Source organism: Streptomyces sp. WG7 (genome assembly GCF_049975785.1).
Lineage (GTDB): Bacteria > Actinomycetota > Actinomycetes > Streptomycetales > Streptomycetaceae > Streptomyces.
Window position 1 is genome coordinate 1 of the sequence record NZ_JBNGGE010000061.1, and the last position, 21,788, is coordinate 21,788.

A 21,788-nucleotide genomic window follows, 5' to 3' on the forward strand; every position below is an offset into this window, starting at 1 on the left:
CGACGCCTGGTAGGCGGCGAACCGGGCACGCTCCTCGTCGACGAGCGCGTGCCCGTCCGCGTACACGTTCTCGAAGACGGCGAACCGGTCCGGGTCCGGCATCGAGCGGACCGCCGCGCGCAGGTCGGCGGTCACGGCGTCGCACGCGCGGTCCACCGACCTCAGGAAGACGTCATCCGCCAGTCCCGAGCCGGTGAGATGGTCCCGGAGGCGGCTGATCGGGTCCTTCTCGGCCCACTCCCGCACCTCCGCCTCGTGCCGGTAGCGGGAGGGGTCGTCCGAGGTGGTGTGGGCGCCCATGCGGTACGTGTACGCCTCGATCAGCGCCGGGCCCTCACCGCGCCGCGCCCGCTCCAGCGCCCAGCGGGTCACCGCGAGACAGGCCAGGACGTCGTTGCCGTCGACGCGCACGCCCGGGAAGCCGAAACCCTGGGCACGCTGGTGGAGCGGCACCCGGGTCTGCTTCTCGTTGGACTCGGAGATCGCCCACTGGTTGTTCTGGCAGAAGAACACCACCGGCGCGTTGTAGACGGCGGCGAAGTTGAACGCCTCGCTCACGTCGCCCTGGCTCGTCGCGCCGTCACCGAAATACACCATCACGGCGGAGTCCGCGCCGTCCTTGGCCACGCCCATCGCATAGCCGGTGGCGTGCAGCGCCTGCGACCCGATGACCAGGGTGTAGAGGTGGAAGTCGTGGTCGGCCGGGTCCCAGCCGCCGTTGTTCACGCCGCGGAACATCGCCAGCAGCCTCAGCGGGTCGAGGGAGCGGCAGAGGGCGACGCCGTGCTCCCGGTAGCTGGGGAAGACGTGGTCGCCGTCGGCCAGGGCGTGTGCCGAGCCGACCTGGGCGGCCTCCTGGCCGAGCAGCGAGGGCCACAGGCCCAGCTCGCCCTGGCGCTGCAACGTCACGCCCTCCGCGTCCACGCGGCGGGCCCGGACCAGGTCCCGGTACAGGCCGCGCAGGCCGTCCGGGGTGACATCGGCGACGTAGGGGTCCCAGACCGGGTCGGTCACCCGGGTGCCCTCGGGCGTCAGCAACTGGACCAGCTCGGTTGTCATGCGGTTTCTCCGGTTTCCGGTCGGTTCCGGTTCAGTCGATGCCACGGCACAGGTGCGGTTCCTCGCGGGCGTCGTCGGGGTCCCCGGCGAGTCCCAGGACGGGCGCGACGGCGGGGCGGACCCGGGTGGGTGCCGCCGTGCGCGGCCAGGCCGGGGACGGCAGGGGCAGGGCACGGCCCAGGGCGTCGTCGTACACGGCGCCGAAGGGCTCCAGCCAGGGCGCGGCCGTGCCGAGCAGGGCGTGCACGCCGTCGTCGCCGAGCGTCGTGCGTACGGTGCTCAGGACGTGCCCGCGTCCGGTCGGCCGCAGATCCACCCGGAAGACGCCGAACTCCAGGCCCAGCCGGCGCACCGCGGTGGACGCCTCGTCGGCGACCGCGGCCCAGGCCGGCCCGGTCAGCTCGGCCGTGCGCACCGGTCCGTCCGGCGGGACGGAGGCGACCAGGACGACCTGGGGCCGTCCGGCGGCGAACACCCCCACCGCGGCCAGCGTTCCGCGTACCGGCTCCGGCTCCGGCGTGGCCTCCACCAGGAAGCCCTCCGCGGCCAGCGCGGCCCGGCAGGCGCCGGGGTCCTGCACCCGGCGCACCACGTCGGGCCGGTTGCCGGGCAGGCCCAGGGCCTCCGCGGTCACCGCGGCCGCCTCCTGCACCTCGGGGCGCAGACCGAGGACGACGTCGAACCGCCGGCCCCGGTCCGTCTGCTCGCGGGCCCAGGCGGCGCACAGGCCGGGGCGGGTGACGTCGAGTCCGGAGGAGAGGTCGGCGAGTTGCGTCGTCGCGCGGTCGCGGGTGGCGAGCCGGGACGCCTGGTCCACGACGTGGGTGGCGATGCCGCAGGCCCAGGCCTCCAGCAGGGCGGAGACGGCGGCGGTGCCGCCCGGCCCGTCGGAGGTGCCGGAGGCTCCCAGGAGGAGGGCGACGGGCGTGTCGGGGGCGGTGGTCGCCGGGGCCGAGGCCGGTCGGGTGCGCTGTTCGATCATCTGGCTGCCTCCCAGGGTGTGTTCGTGCGGCGGCGGTTCCTGTGGGTTGCGGTTCCGGCTGGAGTGGGCTCGGGGCGTGCGGGGGTGGGGCGGGGCCGGGTGGATCGGGGTGCGGTCGAGGCGTGCGGGGTGCGGCGCGGGTGCCGTGTGGTGCGGGTGCCGTGTGGTGGCGGTACGGGCGTGACGCGCGGTGCGGGTGGTGAGGGCGCGCCTTCCCGGGGCCGGGCGGCGGGGTGCCCGGTCGGCACGGCCGGAGAGGCCGGGGCTGGGGAGAGCGCGACGTGTCTGCGGGGTGCGCCCGCAGGGGCTCGGTGGCGCGGCAAGCGGCAAGCGGGAAGCGAGGTCGCGCGGTGCGTAGCGAGGTCGCGGGTCGCGGGAAGCGAGTCGCCCGAAGTGAGGCGCGGCGTCGCGGAGTCCGTGGCGGGCGGCGCCGGGCGCTGCCCGGACGTGGCGCCCCGCCCTGCGCGGACGTGGTGCCCCGCCCTGCGCGGACGTGGTGCCCCGCCCTGCGCGGACGTGGTGCCCCGCCGTGCCGGACGCCGTCCGACGGCCGGCCGGGATGCGGTTTCCGGCGGGAGGGGGCGGGGGAGCGGCGCGGATCGCGGGGAAGAGGGGTGCGTCCGGGCGGGCGGTCGGGGGCCCGCCCGCCCGGACGCCGGTGTCAGGACGTCTTCTGCTCGTCCGCGGTCTGCGGGCGGCCACCGAAGCCGAGCAGACCCACCGCCACGTTCACGGCGATCCACACGAACAGCACCAGGAAGCCGCGCTGGATCGACTCGGTGAACGCGGTGGCCGCGTCCACGCCGTCCGCGGTGAGCTCCGTCAGGCGCGAGCCGACGACCGTGGCCGTCACGGCGAGGGCGAGCGCGCCGCCGATCTCGGTGGACGCGTTGAGCACCGCGGACGTGGTCCCCGCGTCCTGCTCCGTCGCGTCCCGCGTGCCCACGACGGGCGCCGTCATCAGGCACAGGACCAGCCCGACGCCGAGCAGGGCGGTGACGGGCAGGAGCAGCGACCAGTACCCCGTCTCGGTCGGCGCGTTGACCATCAGGACCAGCACGCCGGCCAGCAGCACGTTGCCCAGGATGTACGGGACCCGGGGGCCGTACTTGGCGATCAGTACCGGGACGGCACCGGAGACGCCGAGCATGGCGAGGCAGGTCGGGATGTAGGCGAGGCCGACCTCCAGGGGGCTGTAGCCCAGGACCTCCTGCATGTACTGGGGCAGCATGAAGAAGGACGGCAGCATCAGGCCGGCCGAGATCAGCTGGGCGAGCGTGCCCGAGGTGACGGACTTGCGGCGCAGCAGCGGCAGCGGCAGCAGCGGCGCCTTGGCCGTGCCCTCCACCCGTACGAACACGGTGAGCAGCACGGCCGCCGCGCCCAGCGACACGAGGGCCACCGAGTCGCTCCAGCCGTCGTGGCCCGCGCGGACGATGCCGTAGACGAGGGCCAGCAGGCCCAGGGTGCCGGTCACCGCTCCCACGACGTCCGCCGGCGGCCGGGGCCCGGCCGGGGCGCTGCGCGGGATCCAGAGGAAGCAGGCGATCAGCAGGGCCGCTCCGATCGGGATGTTGATCAGGAACGCCAGTCGCCAGTCCACGTCGGTGATCGCCCCGCCCAGGAGGGTGCCGAGGCTGGCGCCCACGCCCATCACGGTGCCCCAGACGCCGAGCGCCTTGGCCCGCTCCTTGGGCTCCGGGTAGGTGGTGACGAGGATGGACAGGGCGGCGGGGGACAGCGCGGCGGCGCCCACGCCCTGCAGCCCGCGCCCGGTCAGCAGCATGCCGCCGCTCTCCGCGACGGCCGCCAGCAGCGAGCCGGCCGTGAACAGCAGCAGGCCCGCCACCAGGACGGAGCGCCGGGCGAACACGTCGGTGAGCCGGCCGCCGAGCAGCATCAGCCCGCCGAACAGCACCACGTAGATGTTCATGACCCACTGCAGGCCGGAGGTGCTCAGACCGAGGTCCGCGCGCAGCTCCGGCAGCATCACGTTGGCGATCGTGGAGTCCAGGACGCAGATCAGCTGGGCGGTGGCCACCAGGAAGAGGACCAGGCCGCGCCTGACGGCCGGGCCCGGGCTCGCGCCGGTGTCCGGGGCAGGCCCGGGGACGGTGGACACGGGCGCGGGTTCGGTGCGCTGCGTGTCGTACGCGTCGATGCTCATGACGGTCTATTCCTCCCGGCTCAGGCGGCTTCGCTGATGCGTTCGTAGATGGCGGACATACTGCGGTCGGCGAGCAGCCTGCCGACCGGGACCCGGCTGCCGGTCTGCTGCTCGACGGCGGCGACGAGGCGGACCATGTGCATCGAGTCCCAGCTGACGACGCGGTCGAAGTCGGCGTCGAGGTCGTCGACACCGAGTGGCAGGTCGAGTTCGTCGCGGACGAGGTGGATGAATTCCTCTTTGGTCATCGGTGGGCCCCTTCCAGGGCGCAGTCGAGGCTGATGTGCGAGGGCACGGCGGGAAGGTCCCGCAGGCCGTGCCGGAAGCGGACTTCGTCGTCCGCGACGGAGAGGGTGGTGAAGCCCAGGGAGGGCCAGAACCCACGGACGTTCCGGTTCTTCCCGGTCGGCCGGTAGGCGGCGGTGACCTGCGTGGCGCCCGTCGCCCGGGCATGGGCGAGCAGCGCGGCGGCGGCGGCCTGCTCGATGCCCCGGGCGAACACCCGGCAGGACAGCAGCATGTTGTCGACGCGGAGCGTGTCGCCGTCGCGCCGGGCGAGGACCGCGCCGACGACGCCGTTGTCGCCGAAGAGGTCGGCCGAGCGGATCACCAGGACCAGGTGGGCGGGGTCGGTGAGCCGCCCGGTGACGTCGGCGGCCCGCAGCCGGACCGTGGTCAGGTTGAACTGGTTGGTGCGCAGGGACAGCTGGGCGATCCGGTCCGCGTCGCCGGGGGCGGCCTCGGCGACGGTGACCCGCACCCCGAGCCGGCCCAGGTACTCCTCCTGCGAGCCGGCGCTCTCCAGCAGGTCGGCACGGACCGACTCGGCGCGGTAACGGGCCGCGCGGGCCCGGTCCTCCGCGGTGAGCCGTGCGGTGTCGAACCAGCCGTCGGCGAGCAGCTTCTCGACGTGCAGCGCCGGTTCGTCGTCCAGCCGGACCACGGCGACCTGCGGCAGCCCGGCGGTGACGAGCCCGCACTCGAAGGGCGAGTCGTCGACGAACACGAGACTGTCCACGCCCACGTTGAGCCGGCGGGCGATGTCCTCGAGATTGGCGTCCTTGGGACGCCAGTTGGCGTTGATCCGGGCGAAGTCGTCCTCCCGCAGCACCATGTCGGGGTGCTCGCGGACGACCCGGACGAGGTCGTCGTGGTCGTTCTTGCTGCTGACGGCGAGGAGGACGCCCTGCGACCCCAGCTGCCGCACCAGACGCTGGAAGGTGCCGAACGCCTCGCCGCGGAAGGTGGTCGCCGCGGCGATCCCGTCCGGGCCGTCGTCGCCGAGGACGCCGTCCCACAGGGTGTTGTCGGCGTCGACGACGAGCACCTTCTTGGTCCGGCCGCGCAGCATCCGGGACAGGTGGGCGACCTCGCGGGCGTACCGGGCCAGCAGGTCGTCGCCGAGGGCGGCCTTCGCGTACGCCGCCATGCGGGCGTCGTTGAGCGGGGTCCCGGCGGCGACGAGCGGGTCGAGGTCGACGACGTGGACGCGCGGGTCGGCCAGCGACAGCCGCAGCAGGCCGCTGTTGAAGTCCCGCCAGGCCAGCCCCGCCCGGGCCCGCGACTCGTGGTCGACGAGCTGGTGGGTGACCGTGCGCGGCAGCGGCACCGTGTTGAGGACCAGGTCCGCCGCGGAGTGCGCGGTGAAGGTGCCGGCCAGCCGCTCGATCTCGGCGAGCTTGCGCCGCACCGCCCGCTCGAGGTCCTCCGCCTGCCAGGGCGAGCCCAGCTCGTCCAGCAGGACCTGCGGGTCGAGCACGCACAGGGCGAGATCGACGTCGGCGGCGTACAACGGGCTGCCGGTGTCCCGCAGATCGCGCTGGTAGGCGTCGAAGTCGCTCGGCCGGGTCTCGGTCAGCACGCCGTGCCGGCCGAACTCGGCGGCCAGCGGGTCGCCCAGGCCGCCCAGGGTGGAGTGCCCGGTGACGGCGATCACCGCGGTCTCCGTCTCCGGCCAGGCCGCCAGGACCTGGGCGCGGTCCAGCTGGGCGAGGACCGAGCCCGCCCGCCGCAGGTCCGTCTCCGCGCCGGTGCCGGCCAGCTCCGCGAGCAGGGGCGCGATCCGCGGGTAACGGGCGGCGAGCTGTCCTTCCCGGCGCAGCGTGCGCAGCGCCGCCAGCGGGGACGGACGGGTTTCGGGTGGGGCCGGGCTGGATACCGTGGTCAATGCTCTCTCCTCACTTCGCCGCGTTCGGTGGGGTACCGGTGCGCGGCACCGATCGCACGGTCACCCCGCCCGTGGCCCAGGCTGGCCGTCGCCGCTTGAGCCCCGCTCGTACGGGCCTGCACCCGCCCGCCGCAGCACGTGCGGTCCTCCGGCGGGGCGCATGCGTTTTTCACGCTTCGGGCAAGTGGGGTTTCACAGCGGGCCGGTGATCCTCGCACTGCCGCCCGACCCCCGTGGTGGACGACCATGAAGTCATCAATGCGGCCCGGTGAGTGGGGGAGGCGTCCGACATGGACATCAAGATCCTGGGTTCTTTCGAGGCGACGGAGAACGGGGTCGCGCTGCTGCCGACCGCGGGAAAGCCGCGTCAGGTACTGGCACTGCTGGCACTCCAGGCCGGCCAGGTGGTTCCCGTGGCCAGCCTGATGGAGGAGCTGTGGGGAACCGAGCCACCGCGCAGCGCCCAGACGACGCTGCAGACGTACATCCTGCAGCTGCGCAAGCGGCTCGCGGCCGCCCTGCCCGCGGACGGGCCGCGCAGTGCCAAGGACGTGCTGACCACCCGGTACGGCGGTTACCTGCTGGACATCACGCCCGAGGAGACGGACGTCCACGCCTTCGAGCGGATGACCGCGGCGGGGCGGCGGGCGATGGACCTCGGAGACCGGGCGACCGCGTCGCGGCTGCTGCGCTCGGCGCTCGCGGTGTGGCGCGGCCGGGCACTGGTCGACGTGTACACCGGGATGCGGCTGAGCGTGGAGGTCACCCGCCTGGAGGAGAACCGGCTGATGGCCGTCGAGGCGCGGGTCGAGGCCGACCTGTCCCTGGGCCGGCACCAGGCGCTGCTGAGCGAACTGGCGGTGCTCACCGCGCGGCATCCGATGCACGAGAACCTGCGCGCCCAGTACATGATCGCCCTCTACCGGTCCGGTCAGCAGTGGCGGGCGCTGGAGGCCTTCACCGCACTGCGCGAGTGCCTGGTCGAGGAGCTGGGGGTGACGCCGTCGCCGCGGCTCCAGGAACTGCAGCGGGCGATCCTCGTCTCCGACCCCGAGCTGGACCGCTTCACCGTCCGCAGCGACCTCACCGTGTGAGCCTCAGCCCGCACCCCCGCCCGCACCCCCACGACGTCCGACCCACCCCCATGCCGAAACAGGAGTCCGTCATGCTCTCGTCCCTGAAGGCCCTCAACATGCTGCTGATGTTCCTGCTGGAACTCGCGGTGTACGCCGCGGCCTCGATGTGGGGATTCACCGCCAGCGACAAATGGCCGGTCAAGCTGGCCCTGGGGATCGGCGCGCCGGTCGCGCTGATCGCGGTGTGGGCGCTGTTCGGCTCCCCCAAGGCGCCGTACCCGCTGCACGGGGGCGGGCGGGTCGCCCTGGAGGTGCTGTGGTTCGGCGCCGGTGCCGCCGCCCTGGCCGCCTCGGGGAGGCCGGGCTGGGCGGCGGGCTTCGCCGGTCTCTACCTGGTCAACGCGACGCTCCGGCTCCTGTGGAACCAGTGACGCCCGTTCACCACCGGGGCGTCTCCAGGAACTCCAGGACGGCGACGGTCCACATGAAGCCCACGCCGACCCCCATCGTGACCAGCAGGTCGCCCGGCCGGGGACCGCGGGTCTCGGCGACGTGGTTGATGCCGATGAGCTGGTCGCCGGCGCCCATGTGCCCGAGGTCGCGGCCCCAGTCGTACACGGTGGTGGCCGGGTCGACGCCGAGCACGGAGTGGAACGAGAACTCCACGATCGTCTCGGCGATGTTGGAGTGCACGAAGAACCGGGCGTCCGGCAGCTTCGCGTCGGCGTCGTCGAGCGCCTCCCGCAGGACCTGGGAGGCGTTCTTCGTCATCCGCTGGATGACCCGGTCGTAGCCGCCCTCCTCCCGGAGCAGGTAGTCGCTCTTGCGGCTGCGCAGATCGACCGGCCCGCCGTCGTGGAAGGGGCCGTCGGTCCAGCCGGTCGTCCCGCGGTAGATGGGCTCCAGCGAGGAGTCGGAGCAGCTGGCGGTGGAGCGCAGCCGGGCGAAGCCGCCCCGGTTGGACAGGACCATCGCGCCGGCCCCGTCGCCGTACACCGACTGGCTGTCGCTCGCCCAGCGGTCGAAGTACGGCATGCGGAAGGCGTCGCCGGTGGTCACCAGCGCGGCCTGCGGGGTGCCGCGCGCGGCGAGGTGGGAGGCGGCGAGTTCCACGGCGGCCAGGCCCCCGTTGGAGCCCTGACGGACCTCGACGGTCAGGCCGGTGCCGCCGACCGCCTCGCTCTGCACGTAGTTGACCGGGGTCCAGAAGTCCTGGCCCTGGTGGCCGACGCAGGCGTGCAGCACCATCCCGTAGCGGTCGGCGGGCAGCCCGGCCCGGGCCACCGCCTGCCGGCCGGCGGCCGCGGCCATCACCGGGGCCGGCTCGTCCGGGCCGGCCACGCGCACCGCTCGGATGCCGTTTGCCCGGGCCTCCTCGGCGTCGTAGCGGCCCGCGGCGACCGCCTCGTCGGCGGTCTCCACCCGCTCGGGCAGGTGGGCGCCGAGTCCGGCGACGTACACGTTGTCCCAACGCATCGTGCTCTCCTCTTCCTACGCCACCTGGGGCGTGGAGTCGTGCCGGCAGGTTCCGATCTGCCGGACCAGCTGGTCGGTGAGGGCGGGGAAGCGGTCGTTCAGGAAGTAGAAGTGGCCGCCGGGGAAGAACTTCTGGGCGAAGCGGGAGGAGGTCTCCCGCCGCCACAGGTGCATGGCCGCCGGGGGAGCCCAGGCGTCCTGCGTGCCGCCGAACACGCTCAGCGGTGATCTCATCGGCGAACGGGTCGCGGCCGGACGGTAGTTGTCGACCGCGGTCAGGTCGGCGCGCACGGTGCGCAGGAACCGGTCGACGAAGTCGGCGGACTCGGTGACCCGTTCCGGCATCCCGCCCAGGCCGAGCAGGACCCGCAGCAGGGCGTCGTCGTCGAGGGTGCTGAGCGGGACGGCGCCGGGGCGTTCGAAGTGCGGGGCGACGCGCCCCGACACGCCCGTCCACACCGGGGCACTGCCCAGGCCTTCCAGGGACCGTGCCGTCTCCAGCGCCACGACCGCGCCCATGCTGTGCCCGAACAGGGCGAGCGGGGTGCCGTCGACCCAGGGCAGGACGTCCGCGACGGCGGTGGCGACCACCTCCGTCATGTCGTCCAGGGCCGGCTGCCCGGCCCGCCGGCCCCGGCCGGGCAGGTCGAGCAGCAGCAGGTCCCAGTCGTCCGGCAGGCACTGGACCAGCGGCCGGTAGACGGCCGCCGAGCCGCCCGCGTGGTGGAAGCCGACCAGCCGGACGGCGGGCGCGTCGACCGGACGCGGACGGTGGAAGGCTCGGGTGCGGCTGTTCATCGGTCCCCTCCAGTGGCGGCGCTCACCTGGTCGCCCAGGTACGCCAGCAGGTCACCGACCGGCATCTCCACCGGGCAGTCGAGCGTGGGCAGTTCCACCCCGTAGCGCTGCTCGACGCTCTTGGTGAGCAGCATCGCGGTGAAGGAGTCGCCGCCGACCTCGCAGAACGGTGTCTCGGCGGGCAGCAGGCCGTCCGCCTTGAGGACGGCGGCCAGTTCGGTGGCGAGGTAGGCGCTGATCTCCGCCGGATCGCGGGGCACCGGCCGGGGGCCCGGCGCCGCCGCGGTCTCCACGGCCGCGGCGCCCTCGTCCGCCCGGGACGGCTCGGTCTCCTCGACCCAGAACCGCTTGCGCTGGAACGGGTAGGTGGGCGCCTCGGTGAACCGGGCGCCGGGCGCGGCCAGCAGCTCCAGACGCAGGTCGGCGCCCGAGTGGAAGAGCGCGGCCAGGGCGGCGGCCAGCAGCCGGGGAGCGGCCTCCGGGTCGTCCGCGACCAGCGGCAGCGTCTCCCCGGCGGCCGTCAGGTAGGCCACCGGTCCGTGCGCCGTCTCCCGGGCCGGCGCCGCGGACGTCCGCACGCCCAGCGCGGCCAGGACACCGCCGAGCCGGGCCGCGGGGCCCGCGGAACCCGTGGCCGTGGCGGCCAGCCGGGGGTAGGCGCCGGCCAGTACGGCGAGCGCCCGCTCCAGCACCTCGTCGGACCCGGGGCAGGAGCTGAACGTGACCCGGTCGACGGCCGGGACGGTGGCGCCGCGCCGCACGCCGGTGAGGGCCGCGGCCAGTTCCCGGGCGCCGGTGCCCACGACGGCGAGCCGGTGCCCGAAGTGGACCCGTCCGGCGCGCAGGGTGTGGCACAGCGCGGCCACCCCGGCCGCGTCCCGTCCGGCGAGCGCGGTACGCACCCGGTCGGTCAGTTCGGCGAGCGCCGCCGGGTCCTTGGCGGACAGCGTCAGCAGCTCCGGGTGGCCCGGCTCGGGCACCGGCCCGCCGGCCGCCCGCGGGGCGGGCGCCGCGAGCACGGCGTGCGCGTTCGTGCCGGACAGCCCGAAGGCGCTGACGCCGGCCACGCGCGCGCCGTCCCGCGCGGGCCACGGCACCGGCCCGCGGGGCACCGCCACCCCGATCTGCTCCCAGGGGATGAGGGAGTTCAGCCGGCCGTCGCCCTGCTGCACGCTCGCCGGGACGCGCTCCTCGCCCAGCAGGACGACCAGCTTCAGCAGCCCGGCGATACCGGCCGCGGCCTCCAGGTGCCCGATGCGGGACTTCACGCTGCCGAGCACGACCGGCTCCCCACGCGTCCCGCTCCCGGTGCCGACCACCGCGTCCAGGGCGCCGACCTCGATCGGGTCGCCGAGCGCGGTGCCGGTGCCGTGCGCCTCGACGTAGCCGACGGCGGACGGCTCGGTGCGGGCGTCGGCGAGGGCCGCGCGGACCACCTCCTGCTGCGCGGGCCCGCTGGGCACGGTGAACCCGGAGGACGCCCCGTCGTGGTTGACGGCGGTGCCGCGGATCACCGCGTGCACCTGGCGGCCCTCCGCGACGGCGTCGTCCAGCCGCATCAGCGTCAGCATGCCGACGCCCTCGCCGCGGCCGTAACCGTCGGCGTCCGCCAGGAAGGTGCGCGACCGGCCGCCGGCCGACAGGGCCTCGCCCTGGCACAGCGCCACCATCAGGTCCGCGCCCAGGATCAGGTTGGAGCCGCCGGCCAGCGCGTAGCGGCAGTCGCCGTCGCGCAGCGCCCGCACCGCCTGGTGCACCGCCACCAGCGCGGACGAGCAGGCGGTGTCGATGCTCAGCGCGGGACCCGACAGGCCCAGCGCGTAGGAGATCCGGCCGGCCAGGAAGCAGTGCCCGCTGCCGGTGCTGTGGTACGGGTCGATACGGCTGTAGTCGCCGTCACCGACGAAACGCCGGCCGTACTCGGAGGCCATCACGCCGACGAACACGCCGACCGGCAGCCGGTCCTGGCGGCGCGCCGCGACACCGGCCCGCTCCAGCGCCTCCCACGAGACCTCCAGCAGCAGCCGCTGCTGGGGGTCCATCGTCTCGGCCTCGCGCTGCGAGATGCCGAAGAAGGCGGCGTCGAAGGAGGCGATGTCGTCGAGGAACCCGGCCCGGTCCACGTAGGACCGGCCGGCGGTGCCGCGCTCGGGGTGGTGGACCGCCCGCAGCGAGGGGCGGTCCTCGGGTATCGGGACGAGGGCCCGGAAGTCCGGGTCGTCGGCGTACAGGAAGTCGCGGTAGGCGCGCGGGGTGTCGACGCCGCCGGGCAGCCGCATCGCCGTGCCGACCACGGCCACGGGCGCGTGCGCGCGGGCCTCGGCCGCCGCCAGCCGCTCCTTGAGCCGGCGGGACAGCCGGAGCTGGTCCTCGATCACCCGCCGCAGTTCTTCGGGATTCACTGGTGCTTCGGACATCTCACTGCTCCTGCGCTCGGTGGTCATCGCCTGCTCACTGGTCCTGGGCGAGGTCGTCGGTGACGGCCCGGAGCAGCTCGTCGAGGGAGAGGCCCTCGAGGGGGCCGGCGGTGGGAAGGGAGTCGGGGGAGGGGAGGGAATCGGCGGACGGGAGGAGGGGACCGGAGGGGTCCGGGGCGGCCGCGGCCGCCGCCGGAGCAAGGGCCGGGGCCGGGTCGGACGCCGGACCGCCGGACCCGGTGCGGGCGGGGTCGGACGCGGCGAGGAAGCCGCTCATCGCGAGCACGCTCGGATGGTCGATGGCGATGGTGGCGGGCAGGTCCCGGCCCATGGCGTGGGCCAGGGCGGCCCGCAGGTCGATCGCCATGATGGAGTCGAGACCGAGCTGCGAGAAGCCCTCCGCGTCGGCGGAGCCGTCCTCGGGCAGACCGTCGTCGGAGCCGAGCATCCGGGCGACCAGGGACCGCACGGCGTCCCGCAGCACGCGCTCGGCGTCGTCGGCGCCGGACGCCGCGAGCCGGTCCCGCAGCCAGCCGGCCGGCTCGCCCTCGCCGCTCGCGCCCCGGGGCGCGGCCACCGGTTCGGTCAGCGCGGCGACCAGCGCGGCCCGCGGATGCCCCGCGGCCTGGCCGGCGTAGCGGGCCGGGTCCAGGGCGACCACGACCAGGCGGTCCTGCGCGCCCTCGGCGGCGAGCGCCAGCGGCAGCGCCGCGTCGGCGTCGGTCAGCGGCCGGATGCCGATCCGCTGCGCCGCCCGCTCGACGGCCGCCGCGGCGGCCATGCCGCCCTTGGCCTCCGGCACCCACGGGCCCCAGTTGACGCCGACGGCGGGCAGACCCCGCTCGCGCAGCGCCTCGGCCAGACCGTCCAGGTAGCCGTTGGCGGCCGCGTAGTTGGCCTGTCCGGGGGAGCCGAGCACCGAGGAGACGGACGAGAACAGCACCACCGACCGGGGATCGTGGCCGGCGACCGCGTCGGCGAGGACGTCGGCGCCCACTGCCTTGGCGTGGAAGACCTTCTCGTAGGAGGCGTCCGTCAGGGACGGGAAGGCGCCGTCCGCGTTGACGCCGGCCAGGTGGTACACCGTGCCCAGGGGGCCGTCGGCGGTGGCGGCGGCAACGGCCCGCGCCACGTCGGCCGGGTCGGTGACGTCGCCGCGCACCAGGGACACGCGGACCCCGGACGCGGTGAGCGAGTCGATCACCCCCTGCTCGACGTCGCCGGGCGCGGACCGGGCCATCAGCGTGACCCGGTCGCCGCCGCGGGCGGCGTGCGCGGCGGCCACGGCCAGGCCCAGCGCGCCGAGACCGCCGGTGATCAGCGCGCCCCCGGCCCGCTCGCGGGCGGCGGGCTGGGCGGGTACGCCGACCAGGCGGGCGACGCGGACACCGGAGTCCGTGAGCGCGAGCCGGGTCTCCTCGGGCAGGCCGCCGAGCAGCGCGGCGACCCCCTCGGCCCGCCAGCCCGCGTCCAGCCGCAGCCGGGTCAGACGGCGCTCGGTCTGCTCCGCCTCGAGGGAGCTCAGCAACCCGAACAGGGCCTCCCGCAGCGGCGCCCGCACGGCGTCGCCGTCGGCGAGCAGCACGTAGGGCAGCTCAGGCGGCAGCGCGCGCAGGGTGGCGGCGAGCGCACGGACCGCGCCCAGCACGGCCCCGGCGCCGGGAGCGTCGTCCGTGCCCGGCCCGGCGTCGGTGCCGGTGTCGGTCTCGGCGTCAGTACCGGTGCCCGGGTCCGTCCCGGTGGCGGTACCGGCGCCTGTGCCGGCCCCGGCACCGGACGGGCGCGGTGTCAGCCAGCGGGCGTCCACCACGAGTCCGGCGTCCGGACGGTCCGGGCCGTCGGGGAGGCCGTCGCCGTGCACCGACACCTGGTGGCCGGCGGCCTCCAGCGCGGCGACCAGCGCCTGGGCGTCGCCGGCGTCGCCGAGCACGGCGACCGGCACCGGAGCGGTGAGCGGCGCGGCCGAGTCCTGCGGCAGCGGCACCCAGTCCAGGGTGCGGACCAGGCCGTCCCCGCGCAGACCCGCCTCCAGGACGGCGCGCGAGGCGTGCCGGATGCGGAACTCGTCGGCCCGGAACACGCTGTGCTCACCGCCGGTGGCCGGGTCGACCGCGTACAGGTGCAGGTCCGCGGTCTCCACCCGCAGCCGGTCGTTGGCCAGCGGCTCGGCGCGCAGCACCCGCACCTCGCCCCACAGCTCGCCGCCGGTCGCCGGCCGGCCGTGGAAGGAGAGCTCCCGTGCGGCGAACGGGATGGCCAGGGACGGCGCCTCGGCCGCGCCCTCGTCGACCAGGAACACCGCGATGCTCTGGAAGCAGGAGTCGATCAGGCCGGGGTACAGCTCGTACTCGGCCGGGTCGTCGGGCAGTTCCGGCATCCGGTAGCGCACCAGCGCCTGGTCGCCGCGGATCCACACCTCGTCGATCCAGCGGAAGGACGGGCCCAGGGTGTAGCCCAGGGAGCGGAAGTAGTCGTAGAAGTCGTCCCGGGTCAGGTGCCGGTCGGCGGCGGCCATGAAGGCGGCGCGGTCGGCCGGGCGGGGCCGGTGCGTCTCCTCGACGGCGGGGGTGGCGCAGCGTCCGCCGATGTGCCGCTGCCAGATGCCGCGCTCGGGGTCGACGAGGCTCTGCACGGACAGCTCCGCGCTGCCGTCGGCGCCCGGCCGGTCGACGGTGATCTGCACCTCGTACTCCTCGCCGTCCTTGATGACGAGCGCCCGGGGGCAGATCAGGTCCCGTACGAGGACGGGCGAGCCGTCACCGCCGAGGGCCGACAGCACGGTGCCCAGGTGGGAGGCGGCCGGGGTGACGACGGTGCCGTAGAGCCGGTGGTCGGTGAGGTAGGCCGGGAACGAGGTGCTGCGGGCGAAGGAGAACGCGCGCCCGGTCAGGGCGGGCGACTTCAGCTCCGCCCCCCAGTGGCGCCCGTGCCCCGGGCGCGGTCCGCCGGCCGGCGCGAGCGCGGCGGGGACGGCGGTGGTCCAGTACGAGGTGTCCGCGAAGGGGTAGCGCGGCGCGGCGGCGCGGCCCTCGGGGCGGCCGGTGATCCGCGCGAAGTCCAGGTCCTGGCCCTGCTCGTAGAGGTGCCCCGCGGCGGCGAGCAGCTGGGTGCGGTCCACACCGCCGCGCCGCAGCGAGGGCACGCCCCCGCCGGCCGGGGTGAGTCCGGCGGCCCGCACCAGGTTGACCAGGGTCCGGTCGGGGCCGACCTCCAGCAGGACGTCGGCATCCAGGTCGGCGAGGGCGCGGGCGCCCTCGTGGAAACGCACCGGCTGCCGGATGTGCCGCACGAAGTAACCCGCGTCGTAGGTGTCGTCGGCCGCCTCGGCGCCCGTGACGTTGGCGATCACCGGGATGCGCGGGGCGCCGAAGGCGAGCGGGGCGACGGCGGCCTCGAACTCCGCGAGCACCGGGTCCATCAGCCGGGAGTGGAAGGCGTGCGAGACGGTCAGTGCCCTGCTGCGCACCCCCCGTTCCGTCAGCCGCGCGGCGAACGCGTCCAGCAGGTCCTTCGGTCCGGCCACCACGACCGACTCGGGCCCGTTGACGGCGGCCACGTCCACGCCGGCCTCCTCGGCCCAGGCCGCGACGGAGTCCGGGGCACCGGAGACGGACAGCATGCCGCCGGGCTCCGTCGACTGCATCAGCCGGGCGCGGTGGGCGATCAGGGCCAGGCCGTCCTCGCGGCCGAGCACCCCGGCGTGCACGGCGGCGGCGACCTCGCCGACGCTGTGCCCCATCACGGCGGCGGCCCGCACGCCCCACGACTCCCACAGCGCGGCCAGGGCCAGCTCCAGCGCCACCAGGGCGGGCTGGGTGATCCGGGTCTGGTTCACGGCCTGCGGGTCGTCGCCGTAGAAGACCAGGTTGAGCAGCGAGTCGCCCAGGTACGGGGTGAGGATGCGGTCGCAGTCGTCGAAGACCGACGCGAACACCGGCTCGCTCTCGTAGAGTTCGCGGCCCATCCCGAAGTACTGGGCGCCCTGTCCGGAGAACAGGAAGGCCACCCGGGGCGCCCGCGTGGCCGCCGTGCCGGGCGCGCCCGCCGCACGCAGCGCGGACAGCAGCTTCTCGCGCCCGGTGCCCAGCACGGCCCGGCGCACGGGCAGGTGGGCGCGGCCGGCCGCGGCGACGGCGACGAGGTCGGGCAGCAGCTCCTCGTCCGCGCCTTCCAGTGCCTCTTCCCAGGCGGCGGTCACCCGTTCCAGGCCGGCCGCGTCCGGTGCGGACAGCGGCAGCAGCAGCGCCCCCGGCTCCGGCGTGCTCCGTACGGTGCTCCCGGCGGCGGCCGGTGCCTCGCCGAGGACGACGTGCGCGTTGGTGCCGGAGAAGCCGAAGCCGGAGACGCCGGCCAGGCGGGGGCGGTCGCCCGGTGTCCAGGAGACCCGCCCGTCGACGACCCGGATGTTCATGTCCCGCCACGGCACGTGCGGATTGGGCGTGCTGTAGTGCAGCCCGGCCGGGATCCGCCCGTGGCGCAGCGCGAGCACCGACTTGATCAGGGAGGCCATGCCGGAGGCCGACTCGCAGTGGCCGATGTTGCTCTTGACCGAGCCGATCAGCAGCGGCTCGCCGGGCCGGCGGCCGGGACCCAGCACGTCCCAGGCGGCCTCCACCTCGATCGGGTCGCCCAGCGAGGTGCCCGTGCCGTGCGCCTCCAGGTAGTCGATGTCGGCGCCCTCGACGCCGGCGTCGGCGAGCGCCTCGCGGATCACCCGGCGCTGCGCGGTGCCGTTGGGCGCGGTGAACCCGGAGGAGGCGCCGTCCTGGTTGACGGCGCTGCCGTGGACGACCGCCAGCACCCGGTCGCCGTCGCGCAGCGCGTCGCTGAGGCGGCGCAGCACCAGCACCCCGACGCCCTCGGCGCGGACGAAACCGTCGGCGGAGGCGTCGAAGGTCTTGCAGCGGCCCTCGGGCGACAGCATGTGGGCGCGGGAGACGGCCACCGAGCAGGTGGGTGCCGTGATGACGTTGACGCCGCCGGCCAGGGCCCGGTCGCTCTCGCCGGTGCGCAGCGAGCGCACCGCCAGGTGCAGGGCGACCAGCGAGGACGAGCAGGCGGTGTCGACCGCGAGCGCCGGGCCGTGCAGACCGAGGTAGTAGGCGATGCGTCCGGCCGCCGCGTTCAGCGCGGTACCGGTGGGGAAGTAGGCGTCCAGCGCGTCGGCTCCGCCGCTCTCCATGACGCGGGCGTAGTCCGAGTTGGAGATGCCGACGAACACGCCGGTACGGCTGCCCGCGAGCGAGGAGGGGGCGCAGGCCGCGTCCTCCAGCGCGTGCCAGGCCGCTTCGAGCAGCAGGCGCTGCTGCGGGTCGAGGCTCTCCGCCTCCCGGGCGGGGATGTCGAAGAACGCGGCGTCGAAGCGGCGGATGTCGCCGAGGAAGCCGCCCTGGGCGGGGGTGCCGAGGCGCTCGGCGTCCCAGCGGTCGGCGGGCACCGGGCCCACCCCGTCGCGGCCCTCTTCGAGCAGCGACCAGAAGTCCTCGACGGAGTCGGCGCCGGGGAAGCGGCCGGCCATGCCGACGACGGCTATGGGTTCAGGGGCGGGGGCGGCCGGGGCGGGTTCCTGGGCGCCCGCGGTTCCGGTGGCCGGGGCGGGGAGGGCCGTCGTGGGGGTGGCCGCGGTGCTGCCGGTGGCGGGGGTGCCGACTGCGGTGGTGCCGACTGCGGTGGTGCCGGTTGTCGTGGGGGCGGTGGTGGTGCCGGTCGTGGGGCGGGCGGCCGGGGTGCGGCGCGGCGCGGGGGTGGCGGGGGCGTCCGACAGGCGGCCGGTCAGCTCGGCGGACAGCCGCTCCAGGGAGGGGTGGCCGAAGATGTCGCCGATGCCGACGTCCAGGCCGAGCACCTCCGAGAGCCGGGCCGAGGCGTCGACGGCCATGATCGAGTCCAGGCCAAGGTCGAGGAACCCGGTCCGCTCCGGCAGCGCGGCCGGGTCGTCGTGGCCGAGGATCTCGGCCAGCACCTCGCGGACGTGCGCGGCCACCAGAGCGGGCCGCCGGTGCCCGGGGGCGGCGCGCAGCGCGTCGCGGGGCGCGACGGGCGCCTCCCCGGCGTCGGCGTCGGCGCCGCTGCCGGGGCCGGTGGGGCTGTCGGGGTCGGCGCCGCTGCCGGGGCCGGTGGCGGCGGCCGGTGCGGACGGCCGGGCCAGCAGGTCGAACAGGGGGCGCGGGCGTACGGCGTTCATGACGGCCGTGAAGCGGTCGGTGTCCAGGTCGCAGGCGACGAGATGGGCACCGTGCGGACCGGCCACGGCGAGGGCGGCACTGCCCTGCGCCGCGGTGACCGGGCGCACGCCCATCCGGGCGAGCTGGGTGCGGGCCTCGGAGTCGGCCATGCCGTCCAGGTCCCAGGGGCCGAAGGCGACGCTGCCCGCCGGCCGTCCGGACGCGGCGGCCCGTTCCGCCACCGCGTCCAGGGCGCCGTTGGCGGCCGCGTAGGCGCCGTAGCCGCTGGTGCCCCAGACGGCGGAGACGGAGGACAGCTGCACGAAGAAGTCCAGCGGCCGGTCGTCCGTCAGCAGCCGCAGCCAGTGCGCGCCGGTGAACTTGCCGTGCAGCGCGGTCGCGAAGGCCTCCTCGCCGGCCTCCGCCAGCGGCAGCCGCTCGATGGCGCCGGCGCCGTGCACCACCCCGCGCAGCGGGGGCAGCGCGTCGAGCGCGCCCAGGGCGGCGGCCAGCTCCGGACCGTCGCCTACATCGGCCCGCAGGTACGTCGTCGGGGTGCCGGACGCGGCCAGCCCGGCGAGCAGGTCCGCCGCCTCGGCGGGCAGCTCCTCCTCGGCGCGGCGGCCGAGCAGGACGAGGTGACCGGCGCCGCGGGAGGCCAGGTCGCGGGCGACCACACGGCCGATGGCACCCAGGCCACCGCTCAGCAGATACGTTCCGTCCGGGCGCACCGGCAGCGGCTGCGGCTTCTCCTCGGCCGGGCGCAGCCGGGCCGCGTGGACCTGGCCGGCGCGGACGGCGAGCAGGTCCTCGGCGTCCCGGGCCGCGAGCGCGGTCAGCGCGGCCGACGCGTCCTCGGGGCCGCAGTCGGCCGGAAGGTCCACGATGCCGCCCCACACGCGGGGGAACTCCAGGGCGAGTACGGGGGCGAGCCCGTGCAGCACCCCGTGGTCGCCCGCGGCGATCGCGTCGTCGCCGGTCACCTGACGCACGCCGGACGTGACGAGGTGGACGCGGCCGGGGCCGTCCGGCAGTGCGCGCACGGCGACGGTCGCGGCGGCGGCCAGGGCGGCGGCGTGCCGGGTGGGCGCGGGTTCGTCCGGTGAGCCGGGCAGCGGCGCCGCCGCGAGCGCGAGGAGCAGGTCCCCGGGGTGCTCGGCCCGGACCGCGGCCCACTGCGCGGCGGAGTCGGGCAGGGTGTCCAGCACCTCCACGGGGCGGTTGCCGCCGGCCCGCGCGGCCTGGACGAGCAGGGCCACCAGAGCGGTGTCGTCACCGGCGACGAGCAGCGGACGGTCCGCGGCAGAGTCCGGGGCGTCCGGGGCGTCAGGGGCGACGGTCGGGGTGTACGGGGTCCAGGCGACGTGGAGAGCGGGGAGTGCCGTCCGCGGGCCGTCGGCCCCGGCCGCGTCGGTGACGTGGCGGGTACCGGCGTCCGTGGCGGCCTGGTCCGTGGCCGCGTTGTCGGCGGACTGGGTTCCCGTACCGCTGCCCGCGCCCGCGCCCGCGTTGTCGGCGGACCGGGTTCCCGTACCGCTGTCCGCGTCCGCGTTACCGGCGGACCCGGTCCCCGTACCGCGGCCCGAGTCCGCGCCCGCGCCCGCGTCCGTGTCCCGGGCAGGCGCGTACCGCACCCGCTCCCACGGGTAGGCCGGCAGGCTGGTGACCGCGCGCGCCAGTCCGGCCGTGGCCGGGTCCGCCGGGGCGTCCGGCGCGGCGTCGGTCAGCCGTACCGCCTGTGGCGTGCCGCCCGCGGCGAGCTCGCGCAGGGCCGACAGCGCGGCCCGCGGGTCCTCGGCGGTGACCAGGGCGCGCACCCCGTGGCGGGCCCGGCCGTGGGTGACGGTGTAGGCGAACGCGGCGTACTCCTCGGCGGGCAGCTCCGCCAGGCGGCCGGCCAGCAGGCCCGCCCAGGCGCGCAGCGCGCCCTCGGTGCGGGCGGAGAGCTCGAAGCCGGCCACCGGGCCGCCGTCGGACGCGGCCGGTGTCCGCTCCCGCTCCGTCGGCGCGCCGAGGACGACGTGGGCGTTGGTGCCGCTCATGCCGAACGAGCTGACGCCCAGGCAGCTGCCCGGCCCGCTGTCGCCGGCCTCCCAGGGCAGCACCTCGCGCGGGAACTCGATGCCGGTGCCGTCGAGCTGGATGCGGGGGTTGAGGGTGCTCAGGTGCACGACCGGCGGGAGCAGGCGCCGCTGGACCGACAGCACGCCGCGGACGAGTCCCGCGATGCCGGAGGCCGCCTCCAGGTGGCCCAGGCCGGTCTTCACCGAGCCGATGCGCAGCGGGGCGCCGCCCGCGGACCGGTCCAGGGCGGCGACGATCGCCTCGACCTCGATGGGGTCGCCGAGCGCGGTGCCGGTGCCGTGCGCCTCGACGGCGCCGATCTCCGCAGGGCTCAGTCCGGCGTCGTCCAGGGCGGCCCGGATCAGGGCGATCTGCGCCCGGACGTTGGGTGCGGTGAAGCCCGAGGAACGGCCGTCCTGGTTGACCGCGCTGCCGCGGACCACGGCGTGCACGCGGTCGCCGTCGCGCCGGGCGTCGGCGAGCCGCTTCAGGACGACGACACCGCAGCCCTCGCCGCGGGTGAAGCCGTTGGCCCGCGCGTCGAAGGTCTTGCACAGGCCGTCCGGGGCCAGGGAGTTGGTCTGCTGGATCAGCCGGGTCGAGCGGGGCGACAGGATCAGGTTGACGCCGCCCGCGAGGGCCACGTCGCACTCGCCGCGGCGCAGCGCCTGGCCGGCGAGGTGGACCGCGGTCAGGGAGGACGAGCAGGCGGTGTCCACGGCGACCGCCGGCCCCATCAGGCCCAGGGTGTAGGCGATCCGCCCCGCCGCGAAGCAGTGCCCGTTGCCGGTCAGCCAGTAGGCGTCCTCCTGCCCCGCGGGCTGCCAGTCGCGGTAGTCCTGGCCGGTCACGCCCACGTACAGCCCGGTGCGCCGTCCGCTCTCGGCGAGGGCGCGCGGCGGCAGCGCCGCGTCCTCCAGCGCCTCCCAGGCCACTTCGAGCAGCAGCCGGTGCTGCGGGTCGAGGCTGCGGGCCTCGCGCGGGCTGACGCCGAAGAAGGCGGCGTCGAAGCCGAGTACGTCGTCGAGGTGGCCACCGCGGTGCGGGAGGGCGTCCCACTCGGCGGTGAAGGGCTCCTTGCGGTGTTCGGGCATCGGACGGACCAGGTCACGGCCCTCGGCGAGGGCGTCCCAGTAGCCGTCGAGGTCGGCGATGCCACCGGGCAGCCGGAGCCCGACGCCGACCACGGCCAGCGGGCCGGCGTCGTCGGCCGGCCGGGCCTTCGCCTCGTCCAGCTCCGCGCGCAGCTTCTTGATGGTGTCCATCGCCCGGCTGAGCGGGGTGGCGGTGGGGCGTCCGGCGCCGGACCGCCGGCCGGCCGGGGCCCCATGGGTCGGTGTGCTGGTCACAAGAAGTCCCTCGCGATCGGCAGTCGTTGCTGGCGGCTGAGCCAAGGCGGGACCGGGCGCCGCCGGTGG

At 75.8% G+C, this 21,788-nt stretch carries 11 protein-coding genes; 2 read left to right on the forward strand and 9 right to left on the reverse strand.

The annotated features are described in order from the left end of the window. From pdhA to ACP4J0_RS34645, 5 genes are all read right to left on the reverse strand, one after another. Positions 1–1,104: pyruvate dehydrogenase (acetyl-transferring) E1 component subunit alpha (gene pdhA / locus ACP4J0_RS34625; RefSeq protein ID WP_426602841.1), on the reverse strand; the 1,104-nt coding region annotated here is incomplete at its 3' end. Continuing rightward, positions 1,091–2,041, reverse strand: a complete 951-nt coding sequence (locus ACP4J0_RS34630) for a hypothetical protein (protein WP_426602842.1) — start codon at positions 2,039–2,041, stop codon at positions 1,091–1,093. The genes ACP4J0_RS34630 and pdhA, both read right to left, overlap by 14 nt. A 661-nt stretch (positions 2,042–2,702) precedes the next feature. Next, positions 2,703–4,208, reverse strand: a complete 1,506-nt coding sequence (locus tag ACP4J0_RS34635) for an MFS transporter (RefSeq protein ID WP_426602844.1) — start codon at positions 4,206–4,208, stop codon at positions 2,703–2,705. Positions 4,209–4,228: 20 nt separating this feature from the next. Next, entirely contained in the window at positions 4,229–4,456 is a 228-nt protein-coding gene (locus tag ACP4J0_RS34640) for a phosphopantetheine-binding protein (RefSeq protein ID WP_426602846.1), read from the reverse strand. Beyond that, a complete protein-coding gene (locus ACP4J0_RS34645) occupies positions 4,453–6,375 on the reverse strand; it encodes an HAD-IIIC family phosphatase (protein ID WP_426602848.1) in 1,923 nt (640 codons plus the stop codon). The genes ACP4J0_RS34640 and ACP4J0_RS34645 overlap by 4 nt, the downstream gene beginning before the upstream one ends. Positions 6,376–6,665: 290 nt before the next feature. Here ACP4J0_RS34645 and ACP4J0_RS34650 point away from each other — a divergent pair, with 290 nt between their 5' ends. Together ACP4J0_RS34650 and ACP4J0_RS34655 are read left to right on the forward strand one after the other, a co-directional pair. Continuing rightward, positions 6,666–7,469: an AfsR/SARP family transcriptional regulator gene (locus tag ACP4J0_RS34650; protein WP_426526378.1), complete on the forward strand. Its 804-nt coding sequence runs from the start codon at positions 6,666–6,668 to the stop codon at positions 7,467–7,469. Positions 7,470–7,540: 71 nt separating this feature from the next. Continuing rightward, a complete protein-coding gene (locus ACP4J0_RS34655) occupies positions 7,541–7,882 on the forward strand; it encodes a YrdB family protein (RefSeq protein ID WP_426602850.1) in 342 nt (113 codons plus the stop codon). Positions 7,883–7,889: 7 nt separating this feature from the next. On the opposite strand, the gene ACP4J0_RS34660 is transcribed toward ACP4J0_RS34655, so the two are convergent. From ACP4J0_RS34660 to ACP4J0_RS34675, 4 genes are read right to left on the reverse strand one after another with little or no spacing between them, the layout of a single operon-like run. Continuing rightward, positions 7,890–8,927, reverse strand: coding sequence for a ketoacyl-ACP synthase III family protein (locus ACP4J0_RS34660; protein WP_426602852.1), 1,038 nt, complete (start codon positions 8,925–8,927; stop codon positions 7,890–7,892). Between the two features lie 15 nt (positions 8,928–8,942). Next, positions 8,943–9,725, reverse strand: a complete 783-nt coding sequence (locus ACP4J0_RS34665) for a thioesterase II family protein (RefSeq protein WP_426602854.1) — start codon at positions 9,723–9,725, stop codon at positions 8,943–8,945. Next, positions 9,722–12,142: a beta-ketoacyl synthase N-terminal-like domain-containing protein gene (locus ACP4J0_RS34670; RefSeq protein WP_426602856.1), complete on the reverse strand. Its 2,421-nt coding sequence runs from the start codon at positions 12,140–12,142 to the stop codon at positions 9,722–9,724. Before ACP4J0_RS34670 ends, ACP4J0_RS34665 begins: the two co-directional genes overlap by 4 nt. A 34-nt stretch (positions 12,143–12,176) precedes the next feature. Continuing rightward, positions 12,177–21,719: an SDR family NAD(P)-dependent oxidoreductase gene (locus ACP4J0_RS34675; RefSeq protein WP_426602858.1), complete on the reverse strand. Its 9,543-nt coding sequence runs from the start codon at positions 21,717–21,719 to the stop codon at positions 12,177–12,179. Positions 21,720–21,788 lie beyond the last annotated feature (69 nt).

Bases quoted from the DNA above. Each gene is read 5' to 3' on its own strand.
- ACP4J0_RS34630 (WP_426602842.1), bottom strand. From the start codon at position 2,041: ATGATCGAACAGCGCACCCGACCGGCCTCGGCCCCGGCGACCACCGCC.
- ACP4J0_RS34635 (WP_426602844.1), bottom strand. From the start codon at position 4,208: ATGAGCATCGACGCGTACGACACGCAGCGCACCGAACCCGCGCCCGTG.
- ACP4J0_RS34640 (WP_426602846.1), bottom strand. From the start codon at position 4,456: ATGACCAAAGAGGAATTCATCCACCTCGTCCGCGACGAACTCGACCTG.
- ACP4J0_RS34650 (WP_426526378.1), top strand. From the start codon at position 6,666: ATGGACATCAAGATCCTGGGTTCTTTCGAGGCGACGGAGAACGGGGTC.
- ACP4J0_RS34655 (WP_426602850.1), top strand. From the start codon at position 7,541: ATGCTCTCGTCCCTGAAGGCCCTCAACATGCTGCTGATGTTCCTGCTG.
- ACP4J0_RS34660 (WP_426602852.1), bottom strand. From the start codon at position 8,927: ATGCGTTGGGACAACGTGTACGTCGCCGGACTCGGCGCCCACCTGCCC.
- ACP4J0_RS34665 (WP_426602854.1), bottom strand. From the start codon at position 9,725: ATGAACAGCCGCACCCGAGCCTTCCACCGTCCGCGTCCGGTCGACGCG.
- ACP4J0_RS34670 (WP_426602856.1), bottom strand. From the start codon at position 12,142: ATGTCCGAAGCACCAGTGAATCCCGAAGAACTGCGGCGGGTGATCGAG.